A 17781-nucleotide genomic window follows, 5' to 3' on the forward strand; every position below is an offset into this window, starting at 1 on the left:
AAAAAGAACCATGTACGACACCTCACGCCGCAGCTTGCTGGGCGCGTCCGGCGCGCTTCTTGCCGCGCCCGCTCTGGCCCAGGCCCGCTGGCCCGCACGCCCCATCCAGATGCTCTGCCCCTGGGCCGCCGGCGGCGGCACCGACGCCGTGCTGCGCATTGTCGCCACCCTTCTGGAGAAGGAGCTGGGCCAGCCGATCAACGTGGTGAACCGCACCGGCGGCTCGGGCGTGGTGGGCCATGCCGCGATCGCCGCCGCCGCGCCGGATGGCTACACCCTGGGCATCATCACGGCCGAGATCTGCATGCTGCACTGGCAGGGCCTGACCGAGGTCACCTATCGCAACTTCACCCCGCTCGGCCTGATGAACAACGATCCGCCGGGCATCCAGGTGGCGAGCAATTCGCGCTACCAGGATGTCCGTGCGCTGGCCGAGGCGATCAAGGCGTCGCGTCCCGGGCAGTTCAAGTGCAGCGGCACGGGGCAGGGCGGCATCTGGCACCTGGCCCTGGCCGGCTGGCTGATGGCGATGGGGCTGCCGGCGGCGCATGTGCGCTGGGTGCCGTCCAACGGCGCGGCGCCGGCCATGCAGGATCTCGTCGCCGGCGGGCTCGACTTCACCACCAACTCGGTGGTCGAGGCGCGGGCGATGCTGGATGCCAATCGCGCCAAGAGCCTCGCCGTCATGTCCAATGAGCGGCTCGGCGCCTTCCCGAGCATCCCGACGCTGAAGGAGGCCATGGGCATCGAATACGCCACGGGCGCCTGGCGCGGCATCGCGGGCCCGGCGAACCTTCCGGCCGAGGTGAAGACGCAGATGAATGCGGCGCTCGATCGTGTGTTCAAATCCGCCGAGTATGTCGGCTTCATGAACAATCGTGGCTTCGGCCTGACCTATGCCGATGCGGAGGGCTTCGGCCGGCATATGGCGGAGGCGGACACCTCGCTGGGCGATGCGATGAAGGCGGCCGGGCTGGCCCGCACCTGATGCCGCCGCGGGCGGGGCGGTCTTAACCTCCCCGCCCGATGGCGGTATGAGCGCGGCCATGCCGGTCGAGATCGAACGCAAATTCCTGGTCGCCGGCGAGGGCTGGCGCGAGGCCGCCCTCGGCCCCGCCATGCCGATCCGCCAGGGCTATGTGGTGGACGGCGCTGGCAAGGGCATGACGGTCCGCGTGCGGCGGCTGGGGGACCAGGCCTTCCTGACCCTCAAATCCCCCGGGCTGCTGAGCCGGGCGGAGTTCGAATATGCCGTCCCCGTCGCGGATGTGGAGGCGCTCCTGGCCGCGCATTGCGTCTCGCCGCCCATCGCCAAGCAGCGGACCCGCGTGGGGCATGCGGGGCTGGTCTGGGAGGTCGACGAGTTCGAGGGACGCCTGGCGGGGCTGGTGATGGCCGAGGTGGAGCTCGCCGACGCGGCGCAGGTCTTTACCCTGCCGTCCTGGGTGGGAATCGAGGTCACTGACGACGCGCGGTTCCAGAACGCGGCACTTGCCCGCGCGGATGGAATTCCCGAACCCCGCTTGCGCTGACAGGCCCGCGCCGATCAGCCCTCCGGATCGCCGGAGATCCGGCTGCACAAGGCGATAGGCAAAGGGCCCGCCCTGTGCGCCGAGGAGGCGGCTGTCCTGGCTTTCCTGGGGAAAGCCGCGGCCCGATCAGCGCGCGGGAGGCGCCTCGGGCGAGGCGATCATCACGAAGAGGCGATGCGTCGCGATATCCACCTTGCGGCGGGTCTCGTCGCGCCAGGCGCGTAGGGCCGTCGCTTCGTCGTGATAGGGGCCGTGAAGCTCCTCGGTGCCGGCTTCCAGCACCTCGAAGGTGAAGTCCGTGAAGATACCGCCCCAGACAACCCAGATCTTGCGTTCAGACATCAGACACCTCTCAGTTACGGCCGTATCCCATGCCGGGCCGGTTCAATCTAGGGCGTGGGCCTTTCCCGTAGGTTACGGGTCGATGATGATGCCCGTCGGGAAGACTTTGAAAATTAGCTTTTTTCATGATTCATAAGGTTGTCTGGCAGGCTCCATCGCAGCTTTGGCTGGGGCTGATATCGCGCCCGGGCTTCGGCTCGCCAAGGCCGGCTTCGGCGCCTCCGGCGTCGAGACGAGGGATCAGCTCGCGTGGCGAGCCGCCGGCTTGGCCGGCTTCGTCGTGCGCGCATTCTCCGCCAGGTAGCGCTGCAGCGACAGCGCGCGCCCGCTGGAATCGATCAGCCGTTCGATGAGCTCGGACAGCTTGTGGAATTCCTCCACGCTGAGGCCGTCGAACTGCACGTCGTTCACCTGGCGCTGCGCCGGCGCCAGCGTCGCCAGGAGGTCGCGTCCCTGGCGCGAGACGGTGAGGCAGAGGCGGCGACGGTCGGTCGGATCCGTGCGTTTGGCCACGAGGCCCTTGGCCAGCAGCCGGTTCGTCACCGTGGTCACGAAGGCGCCGCTGAGATGCAGATGCTCGGCGACGTCGCGCACGCTGACATCGGCCTCGGACGAAAGGTGGGCGATGGAGATCATCACCGTGTATTCGATGCCGGCCAGGTCGATGAAGGCGCCATGCCCCTCGCGGATCGCTTCGTGCCGCGCCAGGAAGCCGAAGAGGTTATGTACCAGCCTGCGGAAATCGCGATCCGAGCCATCGGCCAGAAGGACCGGCGAAGAAACGGTCAGCTCATAACCTTCGCCGAGGCCGGGCTTCGCCTTGGCTTCCGTTTTCGGATTTCTCAGGGTAGCTGGCTGCTTCACAATGGGGTCCTGCGCTCGCTGTGATTTAGGGATTACGCGTGCGGGGTCCGCGTCGTCAACCACGCTGAAAGCCCCGGAATGTCTGGTCATCCGGGCATTTGCCGCAGCCGATAGCTTGGTCGAAGAGCTAGATTTCGACGAGATTTACTCATCAGGCCAGGGCCGGGAGTGGACGCCGCCGCACGGTTTCCGGAATAAAATATATGAAAAACTATTATTATTTTTTGGGATATCGGGTCCAAACGAATCGTGATGCGCGGAAAAGTAATACATCTATTGTTAATGATACGCATTTTACTTTATTCCGGTGCGACAAGAAATTCGCAAGAGCCATGCCGGACTTCTCCGAGATGCTTCATGAACAGCCCATGCCGGCGACCGATCTGGTGGCGGCGATCTCCCTGGGCCACCCGGAGACCTGGCCACCGTCCCTGCGTTCGGCGGTGCGGATCGTGCTCGGCGCCGGCCACCCCATGGCCATCCACTGGGGCGAGGACCTCTCCTTCCTCTGCAACGACGCCTTTCGCGGCCTCTTCGGGCTGGGGCGGGAGCCCGCCTCCTTCGGCTCTTCCGGCCGCGAGGTCTGGGGCGAGGCGTGGGAGGTCGTGGGCCCGCAGATCCTGGAGGTGATGGCGGGAGGCGACCCGGTCCGGCACGAGAATGCCCGCCTCCCCTCGCGCCGCGAAGCCGCCGACGCGGAGGGCGGCTGGAGCTACAGCATCAGTCCCATCGAGGGCGAAGGAGCGGGCGGTGTGCTCGTCATTTGCGCCCGGACCTCACGGGCCAGCGAGGAGGAGCAGCGGTTGACCGCGGCGCTGGAGCAGCGGCTCCAGGAGGCCCTGGCCGGCCGGGATCTCCTTGCGGAGATCGTCGATTCAACCGATCTCTGCATCCAGGTCTGCGATGGCGACTACAATTGGCTGGCGATCAACCGTGCCGCCCTGCACGAGTTCCAGCGCATCTACGGCGTCAGGCCCCGGGTGGGCGACAACAAGCTGGCGGCGATGCGGGCCCTGCCCGAGCATTCCGAGGCGCTGCGCAGGATCTGGAACCGCGCGCTTTCGGGTGACGCTTTCACCCATGTGGGCCGCTTCGGTCACCCCGCCTTCGATCAGCGCGATTACGAGATCCGCTTCAGCCCGCTGCGCGACAGGGAGGGCAGGGTGGTCGGCGCCTGTCAGTTCGTCACCGACGTCACCGACCGGCTGCGCGATCAGGCGGGGCTCGCCGAGGCGGACGAGCATCTGCGCCAGGCGCAGAAGATCGATGCCATCGGCCAGCTCACCGGCGGCGTGGCGCATGACTTCAACAACCTGCTCCAGGTCCTGCTGGGCGGCGTCAGCCTGCTGGAGCTCGGCGGCCATGACGATGCGCGCAAGCGGCTCATTCTGGAGGGCATGCGCCACGCGGCCGAGCGCGGCGCGTCGCTGACGCGCCAGCTCCTGTCCTTTTCCCGCCGCCAGGCGCTGCGGCCGCAGCCGGTGCACCTTCCCAGCCAGATCGAAGGCATGGGCCGGCTGGTCGCGCGCCGGCTGGGCGAGGCCGCGCGCCTGCGCCCACGCTTCGCGCCGGACCTCTGGCCCGCGATGGTCGATCCGGTGGAGCTGGAGCTGGCGGTGCTGAATCTCTGCGCCAACGCCTGGGATGCCATGGCGGGCCAGGGCGTCATCCTCCTCAGCGCCGACAACGAGCCGGCGGTCGATCGCCACGGGCTGCAGGGCGATTTCGTGCGGCTCGCCGTCACGGACACCGGCACCGGCATGCCCGAGGAGATCCAGGCCCGCGCCTTCGACCCCTTCTTCACGACCAAGGGCGTGGGGGAGGGGTCGGGGCTCGGGCTTGCGCAGGTCTATGGCTTCGCGCGGCAGTCGGGCGGCTCCGCGACCATCGAGAGCATTCCCGGCCGCGGCACCACGGTCACGCTCATGCTGCCGCGCGCCGACGGCCTGTCGGTCGCGAGTGCGGCGCATGTGCCGGATATCGAGCGCCCCGCCCAGGTCATCACGCGGGAGATGCTGCTGGTCGAGGACGACGACGAGGTGGCGTCGCTGGTCCAGGAGATGGCTCACGGCCTGGGCTACGGCGTCACCCGCGCGGCGAGCGGCGAGGCGGCGCTCGCCGCGTTGGCGAAGGCGCGGAGGATCGACCTCGTCTTCTCCGACATCATGATGCCCGGCATGAGCGGCATCGAGCTGGCGCAGGAGCTGAGGCGCCGCCGGCCGGACCTGCCGATCCTGCTGACCTCCGGCTATCCGGACGGCGTGCGGGGCAAGCCGGGTCTCGACGGCATCGAGATCCTTCAGAAGCCCTATCGGATAAAGGACTTCGCCGCGGCACTGGACCGCCTTCGGTTTTCCGGGGCGTAAAGTGTTGGCAAATTAGCCTTAAACATGCATCGATTTCGCCGATTTTTGTGCAGGATTGTTGACAATATAGAAGGCGGCTGACAGCTTCTCCGCATGATGGACGACGGCCTCGTGCAAGGCCGCCGCCGGAGGAGAATGTCGACCATGCCATCCCCCCTCGTCAGCCGGCGCGCCTGCGCCGGTCTGGCCGCCGTCGCGATGGCCGCCACGCCGGCCGCAGCGCAGCCCCGCTGGCCCACGCGCCCGGTTCGCCTCATCGTTCCCTTCGCCGCGGGCGGCCCCGCCGATATCTGCGCCCGGGTCGTGGGTGAGCGACTGACCCGCGTCTGGGGCCAGCCGGTGGTGACCGAAAATCGTGGCGGGGCGGGCGGCAATATCGGCGCCGATCTCGTCGCCAAATCCCCGCCCGACGGGCATACGCTGCTGGTGGCCACGGTCTCGCTCGTCACCGCGCCCTTCCTGGTGCCGAACCTGACCTTCGATCCGATGCGCGACTTCGCGCCGGTGGTGGAGATCTTCGACTATCCGATGGTCATCGCCATCCATCCGTCCTCGCCCGTGCGCAGCGTCGCGGAGCTGATCGACTACGCGCGCCGCCATCCGGGCGAGGTGACCTACAGCACCTCCGGCGTGGGCAATACCGGCCATCTCGCACCCGCGCTGCTGGCGCGCCTGGCCGGCGTCGAGATGACGCATGTGCCCTTCGCCGGCGCCTCGCAGGCGCAGACCGCGCTGATCGCGGGCCAGGTGACGATGGCCTTCAACAATCCGCTCCAGACCATGCCCGGCATCCGCGCCGGGCAATACCGCGCGATCGGCGTGACCGGCGAAACCCGCTGGCGCGACCTGCCCGACGTGCCGACGGTCGCCGAGCAGGGCTTCGCGGGCTTCCGCGCCAGCTCCTGGATGGGCTTTCTCGCGCCAGCCGCCACACCCGAGGCCGTCACCGCGCAGATTGAGCGCGACACCCGCGCGGCGGTCGCCGAGCCCGAGGTCACCGCGCGGCTGGTGGCCGCCGGCTTCGAGGTCCGCAACCGTGGCCGTGCCGATTTCCGTCGCCAGATGGAAGCGGACAGCGCGCTCTGGGGCGGCTTCATCCGCGATGCCGGGATCCGAATGGAATGATCATGCAGCAGCTTCCCCGCCGAACCCTCCTCGCCGCCGGCGCAACCGCCGTGGCGGCGCCCGCTTTGGCCCAGCCGCGCTTCCCCGCGCGTCCGGTCCGCATCATCGCGGCCTCCGCGCCGGGCGGGCCTTCCGATGTCTGCGCGCGCGTTCTGGCCGACCGGCTCGGCGCCATCTGGGGGCAGACGGTCGTCGTCGAGAACCGGGCCGGGGCCGGGGGCAATATCGGGGCGGACCTCGTCGCCAAGGCGGCGCCGGACGGGCTGACGCTGCTGATGGCGGCCTCCAGCATCATCGCCGCGCCCTTCCTGGTACGGAACCTCAGCTACGACCCGATGCGCGACCTCGCCCCCGTGGCGGAGGTGGTGGACTACCCGATGGTGGTGCTGGTGCATCCCTCCGTCCCGGCGCGCAACCTGGCCGATCTGGTGGCCCTGGCGCGGGCCGATCCGGGTGGGATCACCTACAGCTCCGCGGGCGTGGGCAATACGAGCCATCTGGCGCCGGCGCTCTTCGCGCATACCGCGGGCGTGGAGATGACGCATGTACCCTTCCCGGGCGCGGGCCCTTCGCAGACCGCCATCCTGGGCGGCCAGGTGAAGGCCAGCTTCAACAATCCCGGCAATTCCGTCCCCTCGATCCGGGCGGGACAGCTGCGGGCGCTCGCCGTCACGGGCAGCACGCGCTGGCGCGATCTGCCCGAGGTGCCGACCGTGGCCGAGCAGGGCTTCCCCGGCTTCGAGGCGATCTCGTGGATGGGGCTACTCGCCCCCAGGGACACGCCGGAGCCAATCCTCGCCCAGCTCGAGCGCGACACGCTGGCCGCCCTGCGCGACCCGGATGCGCGCGCGCGGCTGCAAGGCGCCGGCTATGCGATGCGCGACCAGGGACGCGCCGAGTTCCGCCGCGTGATGGAGGCCGATACCGCGCTCTGGGGCGGCTTCATCCGCCAGGCGAATATCCGACAGGACTGATCATGAGCGACACCTTCCTGCGCGACCTGCCGATCATCGATCCGCACCAGCATTTCTGGGACCTGACCGCCCATGCGGCGCAGTATCCGCATTGGGCGAGCAAGCCCGCGCCCTTCCGCTACGGCAGCACGGAAAAGCTCTTCGGCCGCAGCTACCTGCCCGCCGACTATCGCCGCGACACCGCCGGCCACAACGTCGTGGCGACCGTGCATGTGCAGGCGGGCTGGGCGGGCGATGCGATCGGCGAGGCGCGCTGGCTCGCCGGCTTGCGCGAGCGGGAAGGGCTGCCGAGCGTGGCCCTCGGCGGGGCGGTGCTGCATCGCGCGGATGTGGCCGAGACCATCGCGCGCCTCGCCGAGTTCGACTTCCTGCGCGGCATCCGCACCAAGCCGACGCAGGAGGAAAACACCTCCGACGACACGCGCGGGCGCCCCGGCTCGATGGACGATCCGGCCTGGCGCCGCGGCTTCGAGGAACTCGGCAAGCGCGGCTTCGTCTGCGAGGTGCAGGTGCCCTGGTGGGACCTGCCGGCCATGGCCGATGCGGCGCGCGACCATCCCGGCATCGCCTTCGTGCTGAACCACACCGGCCTGCCGGCGGATCGTTCGCGCGAGGGGCTGGCCGGCTGGCGCAAGGCGCTGGCGCTGCTGGCCCCCTATCCGGATGTACGGCTGAAGCTGTCGGGCATCGGCCTGCCGCCGGGCGTCTGGCCCGAGGCGGAGAACGGGCTGATCGTGCGGGAGGCCATCGCCATCCTGGGCTGGGAGCGCTGCATGTTCGCCAGCAACTTCCCGGTGGACAGCCTCGTGGCGAGTTTCGACACGATCTATTCGGGCTTCAAGCGCGCCGTGGCGGACCTGCCGCGCGAGCAGATCCGCGCGCTGTTCCACGACAATGCGAAGGCGCTCTATCGCATCGGCGGTTAGGTCAGGGGCAGTTCGTATAGGACTGGGCCTGGATCACCACGACCAGGCAACCCCGTTCCTGCGGCGCCGGCAGTTCGGGTGGCGGCAGGTAGATCGGCAGGCCCGCCGGATTGCCCGATCCGGGCGGGCGGGACGCCACGAGGGCGCTGCGTTGGTCCAGCAGCCTTCGGCATTCCCGGTAGCGCGGGCTTTGCGCCTCGAAGCCGTAGCTGCGGCATTGAGCATCATTGGCGCTGACCGCCTCTCGTGGCGTGGGATGTCCGCCGCAGGCGATAAGCATGGGCAGCGCGAGCGTGGCGGACAGGAGCGGACGCAGGACAGATGCGAGGGGCATGGCCGGATGGTCGCCCCCACTGTCACCTAAATCAACCGTAACCCTTGTGGGAAGGCGCGTTCGCGCCCGTCGCTCAGTGGCCGCGCTCGACCGTCAGGCGTTCCACCTCCAGCAGGGTTTCGAGCCCGATGCTCAGCTTGAGCGCCTCGTCCTCGGCCTGGAGCGTGTCGCCGACCAGCGGGTCCGCCTCGCCCTTCAGGATCGCCGCGTAGGAATCGCGCAGGGCGCGGTGCATGGCGAGGATGGGCGTCGTCGGATCGACGACCAGGCGGATGCCCAGCGCCTCCATCTCGGCCATGGTGAAGCCCGCCGCCTTCAGCCCGCCGCCGGGCGTCATGAACATCAGCGGCAGACGGAAGCGCTCGGCGACGGCCCGCAGCTCCTCCGGCTTGCGCGAGAGGACGAAGAGCACGTCCGCTCCCGCCTCGGCGAAGAGCTCGGCGCGGCGCAGCGCCTCGTCCAGCCCGTGCATGCGCGTGGCGTTGGTGCGCGCGATGATGAGGAAGTCGCGGCTGCGGCGCACGGCCACGGCCTCGCGCACCTTGGCCGCCATCTCCTCGGCCGGGATGATGTGCTCGATGCCGATGTGGTGATGCGCCCGCTTGGGCAGGATCTGGTCCTCGATCTCGATGGCCTGGAAGCCCGCTGTCTCCGCGAGGGGGATGGTGCGGTGCATGTGCATCGGATCGCCCCAGCCGCAGGCGCCGTCGAGGATGAGCGGCAGCCGGCAGGCCGCGCCGATCTCGAGGCCCGCATGGGCCATCTCGGTGACGGTGAGGTTCGCCTCGGTGAAGACGTTCTGGTAGCCCGAGGCGCCGCCGCCCAAATAGAGCGCCCGCGCGCCGGCCTGCTCGGCCATGCGCGCCATCATCGGATTGAGCGCGAGGGGCGCGAAGACGGGCGGCCCCTGCTCGATCATCTGCCGAAGGGTGCTCATGCGTCGAGGCTCCAGCGGCCGCGCTCGACGGTGGAGAAGAAGCTCTGCACCTCGCGGTTGAAGGCCGCGGGCTCCTCCAGATTGATCGCGTGGCCGGTGCGCGGCTGCATCCAGAGACCGCAGTTCGGGAGGGTGCGCTTGAGGAAGCAGTTCGGCTCGATGCAGGGCCAATCCTCGTCGCCGAGCGCGAGCAGGGTCGGCACCGTCATCGTCTTCAGCTCGGCCTCCCAGGCGTAAACCGGATCGCGCGCGCCCTGGTAGTATTGCTGCGTGAACGCCGAGCCTTCGGGGGAATGCTCGCGCAGATGCGCGACGAAGTCGTTCCAGCCGCGCGGGTCCTTCTTCTTCAGCTGAACGCGCGTCGGGCTGTGGCCAGATTCCAGCGCCAGCTCATGCCAGCCCTCGGCGCGGATGGCGTCGGCGCGAACGACCTGCGTGGCGCGGAAAGCGTTGAGCTCGGCGAGGTTGGAGCCGGTGCCCACGCCCGCCACGACCAGCGCGGTGGCCATCTGCGGGAAACGGATGCCGAAGAGCAGCGTGGCGAAGGCGCCCATCGAGAGCCCGACGATATGCGCTTTGGGGATGTCCAGGTGGCGCATCACCGCCGCGATATCGGCCGCGGCGAAGTCCTGGCCGTAGAGCTTCGGGTCGCTCGGCACCTCGGACGGCGTGTAGCCGCGCGCATCGAAGGTGATGCAGCGATATTCGCGCGAGAAGTAGCGCACCTGCTGCTCCCATTCGCGATGATCGGAGCCGTATTCATGGACGAAGACGATGGGGTGTCCCTTGCCCGTCTCCTCGTAATGAAGGCGCGCGCCTTCGGCCTGTGCGTAGGGCATCTCTTGGTTTCCTGCTTCAGTTCTGCGGCACGTTGGCCACGCGGATGACCTCGGCGTAGCGCGCGCCTTCCTCGGTCACCATGGCGGCGAATTCCGCGGCGGTGCTGGCGACGACGATGATGCCGAGGTCGCGCAGCCGCGCGCCGATGGCCGGCTGGCGCACCGCGGCGCGGAAGGCGGCGGTCAGCTTTTCCCGCACGGCCGCGGGCACCTCGACGCCGGTCGCGACGCCGAAATCCGAGCTGGCGGGGACATCGCCGAAGCCGAGCTCGGCCAGGGTCGGCACCTCGGGCAGCCATTCGACGCGCTGCGTGTAGCCGACGGCGAGCGGGCGCATCCTGTCGTCGCGGATATAGGGCATGGCCTCGGCGAGCGTGGGGAACATGGTCTGAAGCCGCCCGGCCAGCAGGTCGGTGATGGCGGGCGCATTGCCGCGATAGGGCACGTGCACCAGGTCGATCCCCGCGCGCATCTTCAGCATCTCGCTGCCCAGATGCAGCGTCGTGCCGATGCCGCTGGTGCCGTAGGACCACTCGCCCGGCCGCTTCTTCGCCTCGCCGATGAACTCGGCGAGGCTTCGCACCGGCAGCTGCGAGGGCACCACCATCACATGCGGCGCGATGGTGAGGCGCGTGAGCGGCGCGAAATCCGCCATGCGGAAGGGCAGGTTGCGGGTGAGCAGCGGCACCACCGGCCAGCTCGCGCCCGTGAACATCAGCGTGTAGCCATCGGGCGCCGCCCGCGCGACCTCGCCCATGGCGATTGCGCCGGTGCCGCCGGTGCGGTTCTCCACGATCACCTGCTGACCGAGCACGGCGGCGGCGCCCGGCGCCACCAGTCGTGCCACGAGATCCATCGGCCCGCCCGCCGCGAAGGGCACCAGCAGCTTGACGGGGCGCGTGGGAAAGTCCTGCGCATAGGCCGGCGCGGCGAGTGCCGGCACCGCCAGAAGTGCCTGGCGGCGTGAGATGCGGATGTTCATGGTTGTTCCTCCCGGCGGTGTGCCCCGCCAATTCCAGGCTCGTCATCCGTGGTTCGCGGAGGGGAGGCGCGGGCCAAGCCGCCCGCGCCGGCATCAGATCACATGCCGCTCGCGCAGCGAGGCGATGCGCGCCTCGTCATAGCCGAGCTCGCCCAGGATCGCCGCGCTGTCCTCGCCCTTGTCGCGCGCGGCGGTGCGGATCTCGCTCGGCGTGCGCGAGAGCGTCACGGGCTGGCCCACGATGCGGATATCGCCGGCCGTCGGATGCGTCACCGGCCTGGCGATGCCCAGGTGCTGCACCTGCTCGTCGGCGAAGACCTCCTCGATGTTGTTGATCGGGCCCGAGGGGACGCCGGCGGCGTTCAGCAGCTTGATCCATTCGGCGGTGGTCTTGGTGGCCAGCACCTCGCCGATCTCCGCATTGAGCTTCACGCGGTTGGCCGAGCGTGCGGGGCCCGTCGCGTAATCGGGATTTTCGAGGATGTGCTTCGCGCCCGTGGTCTCGCAGAAGCGCGTGAAGATGGCCTTGCCGGTGGCGGCGAGGTTCATCAGCCCGTCCTTCGTCTTGAAGACGCCGGTGGGGATGCCGGTCGGGTGGTCGTTGCCCGCTTGCTTCGGCACCTCGCTGGAGACGAGCCAGCGCGCCGCCTGGAAGTCGAGCATGGAGATCTGCGCCTCCAGCAGCGAGGACTTCACCCACTGGCCCTTGCCGCTCTCCTCGCGCTCCAGCAGGGCGATCAGGATGCCCATGGCGCAGAAGATGCCGGCGGTGAGATCGGCGACGGGAATGCCCACGCGCACCGGGCCCTGGCCGGGCAGGCCCGTGATCGACATCAGCCCGCCCATGCCCTGCGCGATCTGGTCGAAGCCGGGGCGGCGCGCATAGGGGCCGTCCTGCCCGAAGCCGGAGATCGAGCCGTAGACCAGACGCGGGTTGATGGCGGAGAGCGCCTCGTAGTCGATGCCCAGGCGCGTCTTCACGTCGGGGCGGAAGTTCTCCACGACGACGTCGGCATCGGCGATGAGCTTCTTGAGGATCTCGATGCCCTCGGGCGCCTTCAGGTCCAGCGTCAGGCTGCGCTTGTTGCGGTGGAGATTCTGGAAGTCCGGGCCATGGCGCGCGCCGCCGAAGCCGCCATCCGAGCCCTCCATGCCCTCCGGCGCCTCGATCTGGATCACATCGGCGCCCCAATCGGCGAGCTGACGGACACAGGTGGGGCCGGAGCGCACGCGCGTGAGGTCGATGACCTTGAAGCGCGCGAGGGGGCCGGTGCGCGGGAGGGCGTTGCTCATGGGGAGATCCTCAGAGGTTGATGCGGTAGAAGCGGAGGGCGTTGCGGTGGAAGAACTTTTCCAGATCCTCTCGCGAGCGGTCGGCCAGGGCCGTGCGCATGACGTCGACGATGCCGGCGAAGTCGGTGCTCAGGCTGGCCACCGGCAGGTTGCTGGCGAAGATGATGCGGTCGGGGCCGAAGATGGCCGCGGCTTCCTGCACGACGCGGATGTTGCTCGGCACATCCCACTTGCCGTGCGGCAGGCCGAGCTCGGAAATCTTGATGACGGTGTTGGGGCAGTCGGCCAGCGCTTCCAGTCCACGGCGCCAGATCTTCAGCCCCTCCTCGGAGCGGTCGAGCGGCAGGCCTGTGTGGTTCACCACCATCGGGATTCCGGGGAAGCTGCGCGCGACCTCGGCGCCTTCCTCCAGGTGCCAGTAGGGGATGCGCATGTCCCAGGACATGGCGTGCTTCTCCAGCAGCGCGAAATTGCGGCGCCAGAGATCGTCCTGCATCGTGCCGGGCTGGCCGGCGATGGAATGGCCCGGGCCCTTGGCGGTGTTGGGGCGCGAGCGGATGCCGCGCATCAGCGGGAATTTCGCGTGCCCCGCCAGTACCTCGGCGCAGTCGGGCTGGATGAAGACCACATGGCCGACGATGGCATTGGGAAGACCGGTCTGCGCGTGGACCTTCTCCAGCCACTCGGTCTCCTGCACCTGCTCGGCTTCGGCGCGCGCGGCCTGGATATGGACGGTGCCGACGACGTCGAAGCCCGCATATTCGGCGGCCAGATCCGATGGCAGGAAGTCCTTGCAGATCTTGCGGTAGTCGCCGAGGAAGAAGTTCGGATCGTAGCGATCCTGCTTGGTCGGATAACGGCCTGCGTTCAGGTCCCACAGGTGATGATGCGCGTCGACGATCGGCATATCGAAGCGGAAGGGGCCCTTCAGCTGGGAGAGGATATTCATCGAGCCGCCCTTGCAGGAGGCTCGGCGCTGAGGCGGGCGATCATGGTTTTCCTCCGTTAGGCCGAGATTGGCAGGCAGGTTTAGAATTGCCAACACTTTATTCGGTGACAAGAGGACAATGTCTCGAATATACGGGATTGCGAGAGGCTGGACGAACGAAATGCAGCGACGATTGTTGGCAAACAAGCCCGAAGGTGACGGCTCGGCCCTCGCCGTTTCCGTGGAAACGGAGCTGGAGGCGATGATCGTCCGCGGCGAGCTCGGCCCGGGGCAGCATATCAACGAGCTCGCTCTGGCGCGCCGCCTCGGGGTCAGCCGCGGCCCGGTTCGCGAGGCCGCGCGCGCGCTGGAGCGCATGGGCCTGGTCACCGTCATCCTCAATCGCGGCGCCTTCGTGCGCGAGCTGCAGATCGACGAGGCGCTGGCGATCTACGACCTCACGGCGGTGCTGATCGGCTATGTGGCCGGGCGCCTCGCCACCACCATCACCGCGGCCCAGGCGCAAGAACTGCAGAGCTATGTGACGGGGATGGAGGCGGCCGCGCAGGAAGGCCGGCAGGATGCCTTCTTCGATCTCAACGTGACCTTCCACAAGCGCCAGTTCGCCTTCGCCGGCAATGCCCCGGTCGAGGCCGTGTACCTCGCCCATACACGCAAGCTGCTGTTGCTGCGCCGCCGCTCCTTCGATGAATCGCCGCATATGCTGCAATCCAATGGCGAGCATCGGGATGTGATGGACGCCATCCTCTCCGGCGACGCCGACGTCGCCCGGCAGGTGGCCGAGCGCCATGCGCGGGCGGGGCGCGCGCGTTTTCTCAAAGCCATCGCCTACCGCGAAGCCTGAAGAACCAAGGAAATCCAGATGTCAGTTGTCGAGACCGAGCGCCACGGGCAGATCCTCGTGGTGCGGATGAACCGCCCTGAACGCCTCAATGCCCTGAACCACGAGATCCGCGTCGAGCTCGCCCGGACCTGGACCGAATTCCGCCACGACGAGGGACTGGAGGTCGCGATTCTCACCGGCACCGGCCGCGCCTTCTGCGCCGGGGAGGACATGAAGGAATCCCTGGCCGAGAAGAATCCGGGCGGGCGGCGCGCGGATATGGAAGATCCCTTCAATGCGGGCACGCTGGAGAAGCCGGTGATCGCGGCGGTGAACGGCTTCGCCATGGGCGGGGGCTTCATGATGGTGGAGCGCACGGATCTGCGCGTCGCGGCCAGCACCGCGATCTTCGAGGTGTCGGAGGCCAAGCGCTGGCTGCTCGGTGGTTATAACCACGGGCATATGGCCAACCTGGCCTTCCCCGTCGCGCTGGAGATGGCGCTGGGCTTCCGCTTCACGGCGGAGCGCTTCCACCAGATCGGCTTCCTCAACCGCGTCGTCGAGCCGGAGAAGGTGATGGAGGAGGCGATGGGCATGGCCCGCCACCTGCTGACCCTGCCGCCCGCCGCGCGGGTGAACACGGTGCATATGATGCGCCGCATGCGCCCGATGCCGACGGCCCAGCAGCAGAACCTCGCCGCGGCGCTGCACGAGCATGGGGCGAAGAGCGACCTGATCGAAAGCCGCGCGGCCTTCGCGGAGAAGCGGGCGCCGCAGTTCAAGGGCTGGGACGACCCGCAGGACCGCTACCGCCTGCCGCAGCTCGGCGAGTAACGGTTCCAAGGGAGGGGGCGCTGGTGTGCAGCCAGGGCGAACTTCCGTCCCGGATCCGCCCTGATGGGTTTCAGTCGGGCGCGGTTTTCGGGAAGGACGCGCTGCTGGCGGCGCCGACAGCCCCCGCCGCCTCCAGGCCGGTGAGACAGCCAAAGGGCTACCTTCTGCCATCATGCGGTGTTAAATGCGGCGCAACGATGAAGGGTTGATTTATGGCTGATCGGCCGGATTTGGCGAAGGTCAAGTCGCGCAAGTGGTTCTACGAGTTCGAGTTGCCCGACGGCACCCGGACCGAGACGGACATTCCCGCGGCGGTTCATGTCATTCACACTGCGCGTCGCAACAAGCTTCGCGACGTCATTGCTCAAGAAGTCCCGGGGGCCGCTGGCCTGACGGCGCTCGATTTCGCCTCGCACGAGGGGTACTTCGCCGTCGAGCTCGCACGCCATTTCCGCGAGGTGCGCGGCATCGAGCTGCGGCAGGACAGCCTGGACGCCGCCGCGCTGGTGACTGGTGCTCTTGGCGTCGGGAACGTGACCTACCAGCAGGGCAACGTCCTGGATCTCAAGCCGACAGTCGACCAGTCGGCGGATTTCGTGCTCGTCTACGGCCTGCTTTACCATCTCGAGGAGCCGATCCGCGCACTTCGTATGGCGAGCAAGCTGTCCCGCCGGCACATTTTGATCGAAACGCAGATCTTCCCCTTCGACATCTCGGGCCGCATCGAGGATGGATCCTACGAGTGGCAGCGCGAGGTGACCGGAATGTTCAGCCTCTCGGTGGATTACGACCGTCGGGAAGGCGGCGATACCGAACTGGCCGTCGTCCCCTCGCTGAACGCCCTGCTGTTCCTGCTGAAGCATTTCGGCTTCACCCGGACGCGCGTCATCGAGAGCGGGCCGGGTGATTACGAGCAGTTTCGTCGTGGCGCCCGGGTCGTCATCTACGGCGAGAAGGCTGACTGACGGAGCGGTCCCGGCCGCCTCTCGGCGCGGCAGGAGGCTTCGAGCGCCCCCCTGCCTTTGAGTTCATACACACATGGGCGGCCGGAACGGCCGTCAGGCCGGATCTTTGACCTCGGTCACCGAAAACGCCCGCAGATCGGCCCCGATCAGCGCGCCGATCTGCTGCTTTGCGTGGACATCGAAGAACAGAGCATCATGAATCCAATGGTGCTGCACGTGCACATCGGCCATGCCTGAGGCGACTGCGAGGGTCACCGAATACCGTCCGCTCGCCAGCAATGGCAGGCGGAAGGTGAAGCGCGCCGTCACTGTCGTCCCGCGCAGCAGCTCAGCCGGCGCGACGATACTGGTGTCCAGGCTGTTGCCGCCGAGCAGCACCTGGCCGAGACGGTCCTTGATCTGAAAGCCGAAGATGGGCTGGTCGATGTCTTGGAGCGCGCGCACCTGCAGGGCGAGCGCCAGATCCTCTCCGCCCCGGATCAGCCGGGTTGGCGTGCCGTCCGGCTGTAGCAGCCCGAAGGCAATGATCTCCGCCGCGCCAGTGCCGTAGCCGGCCAACTCCGGTGATGTCCGGATCTCAGTCCCCATCGTGGCCTGCATACCGTCCTGCAATAGCGTCCCCTCGGCGGGATCTTCCTGTCCTCCTTGAGCGCCGGCGCCGACCCGAACCGAGGTTTCAGGGAGCCCCATGGTCTCGGCGGCGACGAAGGCCCCATAGGCCTCCACCACGTCCTTAGAGGCACCCATGAGCCGAACCGAGCCGCGGTCGAGCCAGATGGCGCGCTGGCATAGGTTGATCACGGCCGCGGGATCATGGCCGCAGAAGAGCAATGTCCCGCGATGCTGAAATGCGCGCAGCCAACGGAAGCACTTCTGTTGGAAGGCCGCATCGCCGACCGCCAGGGCCTCGTCCACAATGAGCACATCAGCGTCGACATGGGCGATCACTGCGAAGGCCAGCCGCATCGCCATGCCGGAGGAGTAGGTCTTCACCGGTTGATCGATGAAATCCCCGATATCGGCGAAGGCGAGGATGTCGGGTAGCCGGGCGGCCGTTTCCGACTGGGACAGCCCCAGCACGCTGGCATTGAGGAAGACGTTCTGCCGGCCTGTGTATTCCGGGTTGAAGCCCGAGCCGAGCTCGAGGAGTGCCGCGACGCGGCCTTGGACCGCGACCTCGCCCTGGCTGGGGCTCAACGTGCCGCAGACGAGCTGGAGGAGGGTCGACTTGCCCGATCCGTTGCGCCCGATGATGCCGATCGTTTCGCCGCGCGCTACCTCGAAGGACAGTTCGCGCAGCGCCCAGAACTCGCGGAAATAGGCAGGCGCCTCGACGCGCCGGCCGAGGGCCCGCAGCAGGGGCGCGGCGATCCTGCGAAGCCGAGGCATGACCGCCTGCTTCAGGCGATCTGTCGGCTGTGCATAGATTCGATAGGCCTTGGACAGGCCCGCGACCCGGATGGAGACATCAGGTGACATCGGTAAACCTCCGCCGTGTGGGCTGGAAGCGGCAGAAGCTGGCGACGAGCAGGATCCAGACGCTGTCCTGGACGCGCCGCGCGATCGTCCGGCTAACTAGGCTCAAGGTCGGATCCCGGTGAGTGAGGACCGAGCGGAGCACGCTCCACAGGTCCTGAGACTGACGATGCATGCCTGATCCAGGTTGAGGGTAGGTATTGTTGCGGGCGGACTGATA

At 68.1% G+C, this 17781-nt stretch carries 19 protein-coding genes; 9 read left to right on the forward strand and 10 right to left on the reverse strand.

Annotation, left to right across the window (positions count from 1 at the left end; genetic code table 11):
• The first annotated feature begins 10 nt into the window (after positions 1–10).
• Positions 11–988, forward strand: coding sequence for a tripartite tricarboxylate transporter substrate binding protein (locus ACO057_RS02370; protein WP_421988745.1), 978 nt, complete (start codon positions 11–13; stop codon positions 986–988).
• A gap of 58 nt (positions 989–1046) precedes the next feature.
• Positions 1047–1532: a CYTH domain-containing protein gene (locus ACO057_RS02375; protein ID WP_421988746.1), complete on the forward strand. Its 486-nt coding sequence runs from the start codon at positions 1047–1049 to the stop codon at positions 1530–1532.
• A gap of 126 nt (positions 1533–1658) precedes the next feature.
• On the opposite strand, the gene ACO057_RS02380 is transcribed toward ACO057_RS02375, so the two are convergent.
• Together ACO057_RS02380 and ACO057_RS02385 are read right to left on the reverse strand one after the other, a co-directional pair.
• A complete protein-coding gene (locus ACO057_RS02380) occupies positions 1659–1874 on the reverse strand; it encodes a DUF4170 domain-containing protein (RefSeq protein ID WP_421988747.1) in 216 nt (71 codons plus the stop codon).
• A 240-nt stretch (positions 1875–2114) separates the two neighbouring features.
• The gene (locus ACO057_RS02385; protein ID WP_421988748.1) at positions 2115–2738 is read right to left on the reverse strand and encodes a MarR family winged helix-turn-helix transcriptional regulator; all 624 of its coding nucleotides are present in this window, start codon (positions 2736–2738) and stop codon (positions 2115–2117) included.
• Between the two features lie 368 nt (positions 2739–3106).
• Here ACO057_RS02385 and ACO057_RS02390 point away from each other — a divergent pair, with 368 nt between their 5' ends.
• The 4 genes from ACO057_RS02390 to ACO057_RS02405 all read left to right on the forward strand — a co-directional run bounded on the left by ACO057_RS02390 (position 3107) and on the right by ACO057_RS02405 (position 8129).
• On the forward strand, positions 3107–5104 hold the full coding sequence (locus ACO057_RS02390; RefSeq protein ID WP_421988749.1) for an ATP-binding protein: 1998 nt from the start codon (positions 3107–3109) through the stop codon (positions 5102–5104).
• Positions 5105–5248: 144 nt separating this feature from the next.
• The gene (locus tag ACO057_RS02395) at positions 5249–6229 is read left to right on the forward strand and encodes a Bug family tripartite tricarboxylate transporter substrate binding protein (protein ID WP_421988750.1); all 981 of its coding nucleotides are present in this window, start codon (positions 5249–5251) and stop codon (positions 6227–6229) included.
• A gap of 2 nt (positions 6230–6231) precedes the next feature.
• Complete coding sequence (locus ACO057_RS02400) at positions 6232–7203, forward strand: Bug family tripartite tricarboxylate transporter substrate binding protein (RefSeq protein WP_421988751.1); 972 nt, start codon at positions 6232–6234, stop codon at positions 7201–7203.
• A gap of 2 nt (positions 7204–7205) precedes the next feature.
• A complete protein-coding gene (locus ACO057_RS02405) occupies positions 7206–8129 on the forward strand; it encodes an amidohydrolase family protein (RefSeq protein ID WP_421988752.1) in 924 nt (307 codons plus the stop codon).
• 1 nt (position 8130) lies between these two features.
• On the opposite strand, the gene ACO057_RS02410 is transcribed toward ACO057_RS02405, so the two are convergent.
• From ACO057_RS02410 to ACO057_RS02435, 6 genes are all read right to left on the reverse strand, one after another.
• Positions 8131–8463, reverse strand: coding sequence for a hypothetical protein (locus tag ACO057_RS02410; RefSeq protein ID WP_421988753.1), 333 nt, complete (start codon positions 8461–8463; stop codon positions 8131–8133).
• A 73-nt stretch (positions 8464–8536) separates the two neighbouring features.
• Positions 8537–9400 carry an isocitrate lyase/PEP mutase family protein gene (locus tag ACO057_RS02415; protein WP_421988754.1) on the reverse strand — a complete coding sequence of 288 codons (864 nt, stop codon included), beginning with the start codon at positions 9398–9400 and terminating at the stop codon, positions 8537–8539.
• A complete protein-coding gene (locus ACO057_RS02420; RefSeq protein WP_421988755.1) occupies positions 9397–10239 on the reverse strand; it encodes an alpha/beta fold hydrolase in 843 nt (280 codons plus the stop codon). Before ACO057_RS02420 ends, ACO057_RS02415 begins: the two co-directional genes overlap by 4 nt.
• A gap of 16 nt (positions 10240–10255) precedes the next feature.
• A complete protein-coding gene (locus ACO057_RS02425) occupies positions 10256–11221 on the reverse strand; it encodes a Bug family tripartite tricarboxylate transporter substrate binding protein (RefSeq protein WP_421988756.1) in 966 nt (321 codons plus the stop codon).
• 93 nt (positions 11222–11314) lie between these two features.
• Positions 11315–12514: a CaiB/BaiF CoA transferase family protein gene (locus ACO057_RS02430; RefSeq protein ID WP_421988757.1), complete on the reverse strand. Its 1200-nt coding sequence runs from the start codon at positions 12512–12514 to the stop codon at positions 11315–11317.
• Between the two features lie 10 nt (positions 12515–12524).
• Positions 12525–13463 (reverse strand): amidohydrolase family protein, encoded by a 939-nt coding sequence (locus ACO057_RS02435; RefSeq protein WP_421988758.1) that lies wholly within the window; start codon positions 13461–13463, stop codon positions 12525–12527.
• Positions 13464–13635: 172 nt separating this feature from the next.
• Between ACO057_RS02435 and ACO057_RS02440 the strand changes: the two genes are divergently transcribed.
• The 3 genes from ACO057_RS02440 (at position 13636) to ACO057_RS02450 (ending at position 16085) form a co-directional block, all read left to right on the forward strand.
• Complete coding sequence (locus ACO057_RS02440) at positions 13636–14307, forward strand: FCD domain-containing protein (RefSeq protein WP_421988759.1); 672 nt, start codon at positions 13636–13638, stop codon at positions 14305–14307.
• 18 nt (positions 14308–14325) lie between these two features.
• Positions 14326–15120 carry an enoyl-CoA hydratase/isomerase family protein gene (locus ACO057_RS02445; protein ID WP_421988760.1) on the forward strand — a complete coding sequence of 265 codons (795 nt, stop codon included), beginning with the start codon at positions 14326–14328 and terminating at the stop codon, positions 15118–15120.
• A 230-nt stretch (positions 15121–15350) separates the two neighbouring features.
• Entirely contained in the window at positions 15351–16085 is a 735-nt protein-coding gene (locus ACO057_RS02450) for a class I SAM-dependent methyltransferase (protein WP_421988761.1), read from the forward strand.
• 93 nt (positions 16086–16178) lie between these two features.
• Here the strand turns inward: ACO057_RS02450 and ACO057_RS02455 are convergent, their stop codons facing one another.
• Both ACO057_RS02455 and ACO057_RS02460 read right to left on the reverse strand, forming a co-directional pair.
• Complete coding sequence (locus ACO057_RS02455) at positions 16179–17564, reverse strand: ABC transporter ATP-binding protein (RefSeq protein ID WP_421988762.1); 1386 nt, start codon at positions 17562–17564, stop codon at positions 16179–16181.
• Positions 17554–17736: a hypothetical protein gene (locus ACO057_RS02460; protein WP_421988763.1), complete on the reverse strand. Its 183-nt coding sequence runs from the start codon at positions 17734–17736 to the stop codon at positions 17554–17556. Before ACO057_RS02460 ends, ACO057_RS02455 begins: the two co-directional genes overlap by 11 nt.
• Positions 17737–17781 lie beyond the last annotated feature (45 nt).

Source organism: Roseococcus sp., from assembly GCF_965227005.1.
Lineage (GTDB): Bacteria > Pseudomonadota > Alphaproteobacteria > Acetobacterales > Acetobacteraceae > Roseococcus.